The 12,452-nt window shown below is 36.7% G+C and carries 9 protein-coding genes; 7 read left to right on the top strand and 2 right to left on the bottom strand.

What is annotated here, in order from left to right:
* The first annotated feature begins 108 nt into the window (after positions 1 to 108).
* Together GVN22_RS00895 and ahcY are read left to right on the top strand one after the other, a co-directional pair.
* Positions 109 to 1,095 carry a hypothetical protein gene (locus tag GVN22_RS00895; protein ID WP_166549182.1) on the top strand — a complete coding sequence of 329 codons (987 nt, stop codon included), beginning with the start codon at positions 109 to 111 and terminating at the stop codon, positions 1,093 to 1,095.
* A 364-nt stretch (positions 1,096 to 1,459) separates the two neighbouring features.
* On the top strand, positions 1,460 to 2,776 hold the full coding sequence (ahcY, locus tag GVN22_RS00890; protein WP_166549181.1) for an adenosylhomocysteinase: 1,317 nt from the start codon (positions 1,460 to 1,462) through the stop codon (positions 2,774 to 2,776).
* 123 nt (positions 2,777 to 2,899) lie between these two features.
* Here the strand turns inward: ahcY and GVN22_RS00885 are convergent, their stop codons facing one another.
* Both GVN22_RS00885 and GVN22_RS00880 read right to left on the bottom strand, forming a co-directional pair.
* On the bottom strand, positions 2,900 to 4,138 hold the full coding sequence (locus GVN22_RS00885) for a hypothetical protein (protein WP_166549180.1): 1,239 nt from the start codon (positions 4,136 to 4,138) through the stop codon (positions 2,900 to 2,902).
* A gap of 572 nt (positions 4,139 to 4,710) precedes the next feature.
* Positions 4,711 to 4,887 carry a hypothetical protein gene (locus GVN22_RS00880; protein ID WP_166549179.1) on the bottom strand — a complete coding sequence of 59 codons (177 nt, stop codon included), beginning with the start codon at positions 4,885 to 4,887 and terminating at the stop codon, positions 4,711 to 4,713.
* A gap of 325 nt (positions 4,888 to 5,212) precedes the next feature.
* Here GVN22_RS00880 and GVN22_RS00875 point away from each other — a divergent pair, with 325 nt between their 5' ends.
* From GVN22_RS00875 to GVN22_RS00855, 5 genes are all read left to right on the top strand, one after another.
* Positions 5,213 to 6,766 (top strand): OmpA family protein, encoded by a 1,554-nt coding sequence (locus GVN22_RS00875; protein WP_205690739.1) that lies wholly within the window; start codon positions 5,213 to 5,215, stop codon positions 6,764 to 6,766.
* A 384-nt stretch (positions 6,767 to 7,150) separates the two neighbouring features.
* The gene (locus GVN22_RS00870) at positions 7,151 to 8,065 is read left to right on the top strand and encodes a sugar phosphate isomerase/epimerase (protein ID WP_166549178.1); all 915 of its coding nucleotides are present in this window, start codon (positions 7,151 to 7,153) and stop codon (positions 8,063 to 8,065) included.
* 675 nt (positions 8,066 to 8,740) lie between these two features.
* On the top strand, positions 8,741 to 9,973 hold the full coding sequence (locus GVN22_RS00865) for a TCR/Tet family MFS transporter (RefSeq protein WP_166549177.1): 1,233 nt from the start codon (positions 8,741 to 8,743) through the stop codon (positions 9,971 to 9,973).
* A gap of 263 nt (positions 9,974 to 10,236) precedes the next feature.
* Positions 10,237 to 10,974: a DUF4292 domain-containing protein gene (locus GVN22_RS00860; RefSeq protein WP_166549176.1), complete on the top strand. Its 738-nt coding sequence runs from the start codon at positions 10,237 to 10,239 to the stop codon at positions 10,972 to 10,974.
* Between the two features lie 203 nt (positions 10,975 to 11,177).
* Positions 11,178 to 12,203, top strand: coding sequence for a quinone-dependent dihydroorotate dehydrogenase (locus tag GVN22_RS00855; protein WP_166549175.1), 1,026 nt, complete (start codon positions 11,178 to 11,180; stop codon positions 12,201 to 12,203).
* The last annotated feature ends 249 nt before the right edge of the window (positions 12,204 to 12,452 follow it).

The following is a 12,452-nucleotide window of genomic DNA, read 5'->3' as shown; positions in this document are numbered from 1 at the left end:
AAGAAAGTTTCGATTCTTTCCTGAAAAAAACATTTAACTTTTAGCTTACGGCGTATAGCTTACAGCCTAAAGTGTTATAGTGCAATTTCTCTAACTTTGTTTGAAAATATGAGTAATGATTCGTTTAAAGAACTAAGAGGACCTAACCAAGGTGTCAATGGAATGCTACGTGCAGGTATCGCTGTTGTATCGGTGGTAGCTGCGGTGTTGCTATACATGGTGATTCAAAGCAATGATATTAAAAAAAGTCAACAAGAGGTCATTGAAGAAAAGGTAGTGCAGTTGGCCGAGACTCGTATCAAGCTAGACTCAATTATGCACCAATTGGATAGTAAAATTGCGGAAATCCAAGAATTAGGTGGAGATATTTCGGAGCTACAAAAAGCAAAAGCTAAGTTGGAGCTAGACAAGGCACAACTCCTCAAAAATACTTCTGAAGAGATTGCCAGTATAAAGGCAACGTATCAGGCTAAAATTCTGAACTACGAATCCTTGCTCACTGTCAAAGAGCAAGAAATACAACGCTTGCGGGCAGAGAATACTGAATTGGCTTCACAAAATGAAAATCTTAGCGAAGAGAATACCAGTTTAAGGTCCGAAAAGTCTGCACTTGCCAATACTGCCGCTCGAATACGCGCCCAAAAAGAGGATGCAGATATTCGGAATAAGGCATTAGCCGAAAAAGTCTCACGTGCGACAGCCTTAAAAACGGAGTTTGTGAAAATTACAGGCATCAATCAAAAAGGCAGAGAATTTGATGACAGAAGAATGAGAAATGACAAATTAGCTCGTCTCAAAATTTCTTTTATGTTAGCAAAAAATGAATTGACCGAACATGAGAAAAAAACGGTTTTTATTCGTATTCTCGATCCTGACGGTTCAACTCTTTTTGATGCAGCAACAGGCTCAGGTAGCTTTATTTTTGAAGGTAAAGATTATGCTTACACCACCAAAGCCGAAATTTATTACGATAACATCAATCAATTTGTAGAGGTTGCCTATCATAGGGGTACCGCATATCGTTCGGGTAAATACACCGTTGAGTTGTTTGCCGAAGGTTTTAAAATTGGAATTGGCGGTTTTGAGATTAAGTAGGTATTTGTCTAAGAGATATTTTTAAAAAGCATCGTACAAATCGGATAATATTCATGGGTTTGTACGGTGCTTTTTTATTTTTGAAATAGATTTAGTTGAAATAAATAAATTATCTTTATTTGGTTTGTATTTTAGATAATTTATTGAAATTAGATGCTTTTGCGTTTTATAATTTCTATTTTTTGATACAATACTAAATGATTTATTGGTTTGCTTTTTAAATCTTCTTAAAACCTACTAATTTTGTACTTTATAAAGAATTGAGTAAAAATGTAAAAAAAGCTTTAAGGATTTAAGTATCTGAAATAGAGTTTTTTAAATGCTTGATTTTTCAAATAGTAGAAATAATAAAAGTAAAAAATAAATGTCAACTACAACACAACCGTACACTCCGTACAAAGTAAAAGACATCGCCCTAGCTGATTGGGGTCGCAAAGAAATTCGTTTGGCTGAAGCTGAAATGCCAGGTTTGATGGCGCTTCGTGCTGAGTATGGTGAATCTAAGCCATTGGCAGGTGCTCGTATCGCAGGATGTTTGCACATGACTATCCAAACTGCTGTATTGATTGAGACATTGGTAGCTTTGGGTGCTGATGTAACTTGGTCTTCTTGTAACATCTTCTCTACACAAGATCACGCTGCTGCTGCTATTGCTGCTGCGGGTATCCCAGTTTATGCTTGGAAAGGTATGAACGAAGAGGAGTTCAACTGGTGTATCGAACAAACTTTGTTCTTCGGCGAAGATCGTCAACCTTTGAACATGATTTTGGATGACGGTGGTGACTTGACTAACATGGTATTTGATAACTATCCAGAATTAATCGATGGTATCAAAGGTTTGTCAGAAGAAACTACAACTGGTGTTCACCGTTTGTATGAGCGTTTGAAAAATGGTACATTGTATTTACCAGCTATCAACGTTAACGACTCAGTTACAAAATCTAAATTTGATAACAAATACGGTTGTAAAGAATCATTAGTTGACTCAATCCGTCGTGCGACTGACTTGATGTTGGCTGGTAAAGTAGCTGTAGTTGCTGGTTATGGTGACGTAGGTAAAGGTTCTGCTGAATCATTGCGTGGTGCTGGTTGTCGTGTATTGGTTACTGAAATCGACCCAATTTGTGCGCTTCAAGCGGCAATGGACGGTTTTGAAGTAGTTACAATGGACGAAGCTGCTACTCGTGCAAACATTTTTGTAACAGCTACAGGTAACGTAAATATCATCAAAGGTCGTCATTTCTTAGCAATGAAAGACAAAGCAGTAGTTTGTAACATCGGTCACTTCGATAACGAAATCGATATGGCTTGGTTGAACGGAACTTACGGCGCTACTAAACAACAAATCAAACCACAAGTTGATTTGTATACTGTAGAAGGAAAAGAAATCATTGTATTGGCTGAAGGTCGCTTGGTGAACTTAGGTTGTGCAATGGGTCACCCATCTTTTGTAATGTCTAACTCATTCTGTAACCAAACTTTGGCTCAATTAGAGTTGTGGTTGAACACAGACAAATATGAGAAAAACGTATATATCCTTCCAAAACACTTAGATGAGAAAGTAGCGAAATTGCACTTAGCTCACATCGGTGCTAAATTGGAAGTATTAGACGAAGAGCAAGCTGCTTATATCGGCGTAACAGTAGAAGGTCCATTCAAATCTGACTTGTACCGTTACTAGGATTAAGTTATCTCAAATAAAAAGGAGACTGTTTATAAAAACAGTCTCCTTTTTATTTGCTAATGACTTTCAAAATTATTGAGAGCTTATCTAAAGGGATAAACTCTCAATAAACCTTAAAACCTATTCACTAATTCTCAATTGCAAGTCCTTCACAAGGATAGGAGTTGAATTGATATTATTTTTGATAAAGACTTCTAAATAATCTCCTTGGTTGATTTCTGCAACAGTTTCTAAGGTTAATTGAAAACCCTCACCTTTTGCTCCTAAAGCAATGGATGAATTAGGTGCGATTTGAAGTAAGCCATTCTTATAAACCGCTACTGATAAATCAGAGTTTGCTTCTGGGGTTTTTCCTCCAGCATTAACATAAATACGGGCATTTAATGTTCTTTTTCCTGTGTAAGTAACCCTATTGGCAGTTGCAATAAAGCCGTCAGCTTTCATGGTTTTTGTTTCGCCTGCTACTTTCGTGAATAAATTAGGAGAAATTAGCTTCGTTACAGCAGTATTTTCATTCATATACAAAAATGCATAGGGCTTCGTATCGGGTAATCCTGCCCCGTTTTGTCTCATTTCCCAGCCAGGTGTATGAGAGTCAAAACCACTAATAAGTACTGCTGGCCCTCTAAACAAATTACCATTCATCCTTGCTTGATCGACCTTGGCTTTTTCATGAAACTTAACAGCTGTACTACCCGAGAAAACAAAGTAGTTGTTCGACATATCAATGTCGTTTGCTTCAAAATCTGCTAAAAACTCTATACCGACTCCTGAGGATATTCCCGTAATGTAATTGTAGGCACTACAAAATTTCCCTGTTGTTCCTGTCACCTTCAGGCCATCTCGGCATCTCCAAAAATTGGTTGTAATAAACATTGAGTTAAACCCGCTAAACCGCCCTACTCCTCCACTAGCTACTCTTGGAGCTTCTACTACCGAATTTCCTGCTAATAGATTTAAGGCTTTTGTTCCTGTATTATCCTCAAAATCATAAGCAGTTGTAACTGCACTTAATGGAATAACACATACTTTCTCTAAATAAACATCTACATCTTGACTTCTGAGTACTGCTCCTTTAGCGGCAGAAAGGATTCGGTCCTTGCCTGGGTCTAAGCCTCGTAAGCCTGCTCCATTTAGATTGATACTATTCGAGCCAATGTCTACAGAGCCAGAAATAATATATACTTTGGCAGAATTGAGCGTAATTACGCCATTTTGAGGATTGGGAAAGTCGCCGAGGGCATCTACATAGACAATACTGGATGGAAGGGGATTAGCAATGTCTTTTTGGGCAAATGAAGCGGTTAAGGCACATAAAGATAACAGCATTGAACCAATGCTTGTAAGGATGTAATTCATAACAGTTTGTTTAATAATGTGTTTATTAATGATTAGAATAGGCTATTCATTGGACTCATAGCAACTCCAAAAATAGATAGTATTGATGTTAATTGGCGGCTTTACAAAAGACTACATGGATACTAGAGGACAATAAAAGTCTGCAAGAAATGAACAACATTTCAGGTACTCGGAGGATTTACGAAAAGTAAGGTTGTTTGGATTTAAATTAGGCATTTTTATTTTTTTCTAAAATTTGAAATTAATACAATTAAAGATATAACTAAGATTTGTCTTAAGTTGTTTAACGTAGTTTGCATACACAAAATGTCCAGATCTTGTGTTATCAGAGTTCGTAAATTTATCCTATAATCGACGTAACAGGTTGTTAATACAAAATGTTACAATTATTTGTTTGGTAACATTATAGCTTAGCAACAAATCTGTAATTGTTTTAGCTGAAAACCTTTGCTAAACGCTTTCTTTAAATTCTGTTTGGGGATGGAACGTATTTGGGCAGAAGTATTTGTTGTGTAAGATAGAGAAGTTATTGTACCGATATGAATTACTCTTACAAAGGGGAAAAATTTATTTTACCCAATAACTTCAAATTTAGGCTGAACTACCTCAATTCTATTGTGGTTAGCATGATTGAGGTATTGCACAAGCCTTGTTTTATCAATATTCTTCTTTATTTTATGCTCGATAAATACCTTCGAAACTACCATCTTCAAGTAGATACCACCAATCTTCGTAAAGTATGGAAGCATTGTTTCTAAATCTCAATTATTTTGGTTATAGTAACATTGAGCTTTTAAAGAGAAGTCTCCAAATATTTTGAATTTATTCAAGAAGTCTACTAAATTTGGACAAATTCCTCCTTATCCTATCCTTTAAAATTTCAAACTTGATGTTGTTCTATAATCTTTGAAAAAGAATGTCTAGGGATTTTTTACTACTAAATCTTAAGTAGCTTTCGATTGTTTTTGGCTCTATGAGCTTTACATGAACCCATTACCTCAATCTATATAATTTGTTGCACAGCCACTTACCTATTTGTTGAGTGAATTACTGATTTTTTACTTTGTGCTTTATATGAAAGGTATTTTACAAAATGCTTACTTAATATTTTTACTAGTTACTTGTGGAAATCCGCTTTTTAGTAAAGAGTTCGCTTCTGATTCTATCAAACAAGAAACGGGACAAGCTTATACGCCATCTACGCTTACTTTACGTATGCGTGATAAACATTCCCGAAAATATATTTTTGGACAGTTTATTGTACAGTATGAAAATGGTCAAAAAAGTATCATAGAAACCGCCTCCACCCACGTAGTTACTTTTGCTAAAGAGACACGACTAACGATAATCGCCCAATCAGAGGGTTATCAGAATCAGCAAAGAACTTTCCAGATTTTATTGGCTCCATTCGGAAAACACTATGAATTTGAGGCTTTTATGGAAAAAGCTGTTGGCGTCATCCGTGTTAATGCCATTGATGCTGAGACTAAGAAGAATGTCAAGAAAGTCAATTATATTGTCAGAAATACTGATACTGAAGAGCTACAAAAATACCTAGCTATCAGTACCGAAGGCTTAGTATATCTAAATCTCTTCGATACGCCTCTCAAGTATGAGCTCGAAATTTCGGCAAAAGGATATGAACCTCAAACTATCAAATTAGATTCGACAAGCCTCGACAGGGTGTTAAACTATATGCTGACGCCCGTTAAAAAAGCGAGTGTCGTGATTCCATTAGTGGCGCAAGACCAGTTGACCAAAGATTTGATTCCTGTATTTGAGGTAGTTTCTACAAACTTAAAATTGACCGAAACCATGCCTTATAAAGTGCTATTGGTAGATGGCGATGAAATAGATGTAGAGCTGTCGGCGAAAGAATATGTAAGGTATTCTAAGCACTTTGTTGTGACAGATACTCTTTTAAATCTTGCCAAATTGATTGTGCCTCTCGAACGCAAAAGCTATACATTTCTCCTAAAATCTTGGGAAGACCAAGAACTTACAGAACACATTCAGGCTTCGTATAAAGTATTTGATTTGGAAACGAATACCTTGTTGCCTTTGGCTTTTCAAGGATTATTTCCAATGGTCGAGTTACATCCTTTCAAAGAGTATAGTGTTCACGTAGTGGCCAACGGCTATGAGCCTGTCATTATGCGTTTTGCGCCCTTAAATTTTATCAAGAGTAAACAGTTTTCGAAAGATTTTATCTTAAAAAAGAAAAAAGTAGTACCTAAAGCAGAACCTAATATTGTTATCCAATCAAAGGAATTTGGTGTAATCGAAAAAGGTAAAGCTATCACCTTGCGTAATTTATATTTCGACCAAAGTAGTCCTGTTTTACGAAAAGAATCCTTTCAAGAATTAGACTCATTGGTTAATCTTTTGAGAGATAATCCAAGTCTCAAGCTCGAAATACGGGGTCATACCGACAATGTGGGAGATTTTAACCTCAACTTAAAACTATCACAAGACCGTTGTCAGTCAGTCATTGGATATTTGATAACAAAAGGTATTCAAGCTGATAGGCTAAAAGCTGTGGGGCGTGGGCCACTTGATCCTGTCGTTCCGAATTCTACAGAGGAAAATAAAAAGAAAAATCGCCGTGTAGAATTTATCAGACAATGACGTGATTGCTGATATGGGATGTTTGATTTTGGATTGGTAACGTACTATTTTACATTATTTCCGAAATCAGCAATAATAAAAAAAATACATTCACAATTCGCCACTAGTAGTGTACGAAGGAATGTAAAACCCATCCATTTCGGATATCAGATGTTTGATTTAGGAAGTTTAATCTACTTTTTTGTAAAAAATAGCGGGATTTTACTTTATTTCCGAAATCAGCAATCCCCAATCAGCAATAATAAAAAAATTACATTCACAATTCACCACTCACAATTGGTGGTATCTTATCGTCTAAAATATAAATAGAGAAAAAGCTTTTCCCTGAAAATCAGTATAAATACCCACTCGTTTACTTTTTCGAGAAACAAACTTATTACCTTTATGTCTACTTCAAACCGTCGTCAGTTTATTGCTGACTTAGCTATGATTGGGGCTGCCTCTATGCTCTCACAATCACTTTTTGCAGCCAAACCATCATCTATCAAAATTGCCTATTCTGCCATTACTTGGGGAGGGAAAGACCTCAATGCCATGCAGGATATTGCCTCTTTGGGCTTTAAGGGAATTCAGCTTCGTGCCAACGCCTATGATAATTACAAAACTAAAGTTCAGGAGTTAAAAGACTTATTGAGCCAGCATCATTTAACATTAGTCATGTTTTCGAGTGGTAATGTAGAAGTCGATCCAGCTCGTATTTCAAGCAATGTGGATTACCACGTGGCACATGCGAGTTTTGTAAAAGCATTGGGTGGCGATGCCCTTCAATTGACCAATAGTTTGCGAAAAAATAATCAAGCGCCAACCAAAGATGAATTGAAAGCTTTGGCAAAAGTAATGAACCAAATTGGAGAACAAACGGCAGATTTGGGTGTTCAAACTACCTATCACAATCACATGCACCAATGGGGTGAAACACCAGAAGAAGTAGATATTTTGATGCAAGAGACGAATCCTAAATTTGTAAAAATGCTCTTAGATGTGGCGCATTATCACCAAGGAGGAGGCGTACCAGCAAAGGCAGTTGAGCAATATAAAGACCGATTATTTGCACTACATATCAAAGATGTAAAAAGTCCTCTGGCTGACAAACCTAATGACCCTAAAGCCTATAAATTTGTAGAGCTAGGACAAGGAAATGTGGATTTGCCAGCGGTATTTAAGGCTTTAGAAAAAATTAAATTTAATCGTTGGGCTGTAGTTGAGCTAGATGGCGTACCCGAGCCTAACCGCACGCCTCTCGAATCAGCAACTATCAGCAAAACCTATTTGAACGATAAATTGAAACAAAAGATATAGAATTTTTGAAGGTATCTGAGTGATATTAAATATTCAATTGAGTGAATTGAGACTGTTGAATGAGCGATTATTTTAAGATGATTTTTACTTATAAGGAAACAATTCTTTGGCTCTAAAGAGGTATCATTCTGAAATATAATATCAAAAAAGGCGTTTGAAAAACTAATTTCGAACGCCTTTTTTGATAAACAGTTGGTAAATAACCCAAATGTCAAAACTTGGGATGACTCAACTTAAGACGTAAGCATTGCGTCTCTACCACTAGAATACAGATTTTTAAAATAACCACTCATTCGCTCAACCACAACAAAATCACTCAATATAGTAATACCTCATATTTTGCCTTTTTCTACAAAAACACCTATCTTGCAGGGTTTTCAAAACCAACATATTATGAATTAACAATTTCCTCTAAGATTTGGTGTAGGCATTGGATAACCCTATCTAGTACACCTATTAGCTGGCTTCTGACAGCGAAAATGCCCTTTCGAACATTCTTTTATAATACATTTTCGGTAATTATTGACTTTCTTATTTTCAGACAGTGTACTTATGGTCTCATGAAAAACTATCATGCTGAGTGATGCGGTAATTCATGCTATCATAGTGATGTATTGTCTGATAAAAAGTTGATGTCCTGAAAAACCTTAAACAATCGCTAAACACTTCGTCGTTATGTCGGACAAACGCAACCCTGCAATTATTTTTATTTTTATCACAATGCTCATTGATGTTCTTGGTATAGGCATTATTATCCCGATTTTACCAGACTTAATTGAGGAGTTTGTAGGAGGGGGAACCTCCAATGCTGCTATTTATGGTTCAATGCTAATGGCATCTTATGCGGTTATGCAATTTTTGTTATCGCCTGTTATAGGCGGTTTGAGCGACCAATATGGTCGTCGTCCTATTATTCTGGCATCCTTACTGGGCTTTTCTGTCGACTATCTTTTGTTGGCTTTTGCACCCAATATTACTTGGTTATTTGTCGGTCGTTTGATTGCAGGCGTTACAGGAGCGAGCTTCACCACTGCAAGTGCGTATATTGCTGATATTACCAAACCAGAAGATCGTGCAAAAAATTTTGGAATGGTCGGTGCTGCATTTGGTCTCGGTTTTATTATTGGTCCTGTCATTGGAGGTGTTTTGGGTGAAATTCACATCAAATTACCATTTTTTGCTTCGGCAGGTCTAACCGCAATCAACTGGCTTTATGGGTATTTTATTTTGCCAGAATCTTTACCCAAAGAAAATCGTCGCCCCTTTGACTGGCGTCGTTCCAATCCGATTGGAACTTTGTCGAACATGACCAAGTATCCTCTATTGTTTGGCTTGTCTATTGCGTTATTCTGCATTCAATTGGCTGGACAAACCAATCCTAGTACATGGGCGTATTATACCAAATTGGTATTTCACTGGACCAAAACCGAGATAGGTTTGTCATTAGGTTTTGCAGGTGTAGCAGTGGCTATTGTACAAGGGTTTTTGAGTAGAAAAATTATACCAAAACTTGGTGAAAAGAAGTCCATCTTGGTCGGTTTAGCTTTTTGGTCAACAGGTTTCTTTTTGTATTCTCTAGCTTGGAAAGGCTGGATGATGTACGTCATTATGATGCCCTTTGCCATGGGCGGTATCGCAGGACCTGCCATACAGTCGGTCATGACACAACAGGTTGGGGCTGATGAGCAAGGTGAGTTACAAGGTGGAATCACAAGTATATTTAGTATGACCTCAATATTAGGTCCTATTATTGCCTCTAATTTATTTAGCTATTTCTCTTCACCCGAGGCTCCTATCTATTTTCCTGGAGCAGCGTTTTTTTCGGGTTCTGTGTTAGCCGCTCTAGGACTTGTGATTGCGTATTTATCTTTTCCCAAAAAGAAAGTACAACCATCTGTCAGCGAATAATACGTTCTGTCCCAATTCCGTTTGATAAGTAGAGATAATTAAAGTAGCTTTCAAGCGTAAATTGGAGCTCAAAGATTTGATTGAGGTAAGCCAAAAGGTTAAATAGTATTTTGAATAAATCATGAATACATTTTTGCCGAAAGCCCAATTGTTAAATCTTATTATGAATGTAAAATGTTGATAATTAAAAAATACATTCACAATTCACAACTCATAATTCAGCACTAATACTTATTACCTTATTAACTAAAACTAAACAAAAAATGAAGGTTTCAAAATTTTTGGTCTCTGCACTAGTTGTTGTTGCAACTACGGTGTCATCAATGGCTCAAACAGCCGAAGAAATTGCAAAAAAGCATATCGAAGCTATAGGTGGAGTAGAAAAATGGAAAGCAATTAAAAGTATCGAAATTCAGAATCGTATGTCGATTGGTGGCATGGAAGTCGAGTCCAAATCTATCATTTTAGTTGGAAAAGGACTTCGTACTGAAGCATCAGTGATGGGGCAAAAAATTATTACAGCATTAGATGGCGATCAAGGTTGGACAATCCTCCCTACGATGATGGGTGGTACAGGCGAACCTCAGGAATTGCCAAATGCAGTAACCAAACAAACCAAAGGTCAAATGAACTTTGGAGGAGCACTCATCGATTACGTTGAAAAAGGAGCTACACTAGAATTAGTTGGTAAAGAAAAAGTAGATAACGTTGAGGCTTATCGTTTGAAATTGACAGAAAAAAATGGAGATGTAACAAACGTATTTGTTTCGCCATCGACATATTACATTGTAAAAACGACTGCGAACAGAGTGATTAATGCAAAAAATACAGATATAGAATTGTCTTTCTCAAATTTTAAGGCAGTAGATGGCTTGATTTTCCCATATACAACCGAAATTCCATCGCCGATGGGTGGAGGTCAAATGACTATGGAAGTAGATTCAATTAAGTTGAATCCAAGTGTGGATGAAGCTATTTTCAAAAAGCCTGCAAAGAAATAAAATAGAGAAATTTACCAACTCATTCAAATTTGAATCGATGAATGAGGAAAAACTTTTCTATTTGACCAAAACAATTTCAAAACCTCATAGCTAAATCCAAAAGCTGTGAGGTTTTTGTTTGCCCTTTTTGTAATTTTGTCATTGTAATAAATCTTAAAAAGTCCTCCAATCCTACAGATACGGGCGCAGATTCTGACAATACAATGTATAAACTTTTTTTACAGCCACTCTTATTCCGTTTTGATGCTGAGAAGGCTCACTATTTTACTTTTGATTTAATAAAGGCATTATTCAAAATCCCTTTTTTTCCAACCATTTTCAAAGCCATCTATCAGTATGAAAACCCTGCTTTGGAAAAGACAGTTTTTGGACTCAAATTCAAAAATCCAGTTGGCTTGGCAGCAGGTTTGGATAAAAATGCAGTGCTTGTAGACGAGCTTTCTGCGATGGGTTTTGGCTTTGTAGAAATAGGTACCCTTACTCCCAAGCCTCAGCCTGGCAACGACAAACCTCGTTTGTTTCGTTTGAAAGCTGATGAAGCGTTAATTAACCGAATGGGTTTTAATAACGATGGCGTAAAGGAGGCAGCAGCTCGTTTGAAAAAGCGTAATAGCAACGTATTGATTGGTGGAAATATTGGTAAAAATAAAGTAACACCAAACGAGGAAGCGGTGAATGATTATATGATTTGCTTCAATGAACTCTTTGATGTGGTTGATTATTTTGTGGTAAATGTAAGCTCGCCCAATACGCCAAATTTGAGAGCTTTGCAAGAGAAAGAACCCTTGAAGGATTTATTACAAACTTTGCAAAAAGATAATGAACGTCGTCCGAAACAAAAGCCAATTTTGTTGAAAATTGCACCAGATTTGACCGAATCACAATTGGACGATATTATTGAAATTGTACAAGAAACTAAAATTGCGGGAGTGATTGCCACCAATACTACTATTTCGAGAGAGGGCTTACAATCTTCTGAGGAATTAGTCAAAGAAATGGGAGGGTTGAGTGGAAAACCCGTAACCAAACGCTCAACAGAAGTGATTCGTTATTTATCACAAAAATCAGGAAAAGCGTTCCCTATCATTGGTGTGGGAGGTATTCATTCTCCTGAAGATGCTGAAGAAAAACTAAACGCTGGTGCTGATTTGGTTCAAGTATATACAGGTTTTATTTACGAAGGTCCAGGGCTAGTAAGTAGAATTAATCGTTATTTAGCGAAGAAGTAAGTAAAGGGTTCAGGCAATGAGGCATAAGGCGTTAGTGTAAAGTATGACTGATTTCTTCTCTTCCGATCTGTAAAAGAACTGTTTTGTTTCCTTAAAGAATTGTGTAGAACTAATTTGATTTTGAGGCAAGTTGTTACTAAAATTCAACTCAAAACTCATCACTCTTAACTCTGCACTCATGGTAGTTTCCTTACTCTAATCCGATTTGAGATTTTGTTAAGTCACAAATCATCCTTTCGAAGAGTGAAT

It is taken from the genome of Cellulophaga sp. BC115SP, from assembly GCF_009905545.1.
In the GTDB taxonomy this organism is placed as follows: domain Bacteria; phylum Bacteroidota; class Bacteroidia; order Cytophagales; family Spirosomataceae; genus Flectobacillus; species Flectobacillus rivi.
The sequence above is the reverse complement of the archived record's forward strand: the minus strand, read 5'-3'. Positions and strand labels throughout refer to the sequence as shown.

What these genes read in the sequence shown, in the direction of transcription:
- GVN22_RS00895 (WP_166549182.1), top strand. Translation starts at nt 109, where the DNA reads ATGAGTAATGATTCGTTTAAAGAACTAAGAGGACCTAACCAAGGTGTC.
- ahcY (WP_166549181.1), top strand. Translation starts at nt 1,460, where the DNA reads ATGTCAACTACAACACAACCGTACACTCCGTACAAAGTAAAAGACATC.
- GVN22_RS00885 (WP_166549180.1), bottom strand. Translation starts at nt 4,138, where the DNA reads ATGAATTACATCCTTACAAGCATTGGTTCAATGCTGTTATCTTTATGT.
- GVN22_RS00880 (WP_166549179.1), bottom strand. Translation starts at nt 4,887, where the DNA reads ATGCTTCCATACTTTACGAAGATTGGTGGTATCTACTTGAAGATGGTA.
- GVN22_RS00875 (WP_205690739.1), top strand. Translation starts at nt 5,213, where the DNA reads ATGAAAGGTATTTTACAAAATGCTTACTTAATATTTTTACTAGTTACT.
- GVN22_RS00870 (WP_166549178.1), top strand. Translation starts at nt 7,151, where the DNA reads ATGTCTACTTCAAACCGTCGTCAGTTTATTGCTGACTTAGCTATGATT.
- GVN22_RS00865 (WP_166549177.1), top strand. Translation starts at nt 8,741, where the DNA reads ATGTCGGACAAACGCAACCCTGCAATTATTTTTATTTTTATCACAATG.
- GVN22_RS00860 (WP_166549176.1), top strand. Translation starts at nt 10,237, where the DNA reads ATGAAGGTTTCAAAATTTTTGGTCTCTGCACTAGTTGTTGTTGCAACT.
- GVN22_RS00855 (WP_166549175.1), top strand. Translation starts at nt 11,178, where the DNA reads ATGTATAAACTTTTTTTACAGCCACTCTTATTCCGTTTTGATGCTGAG.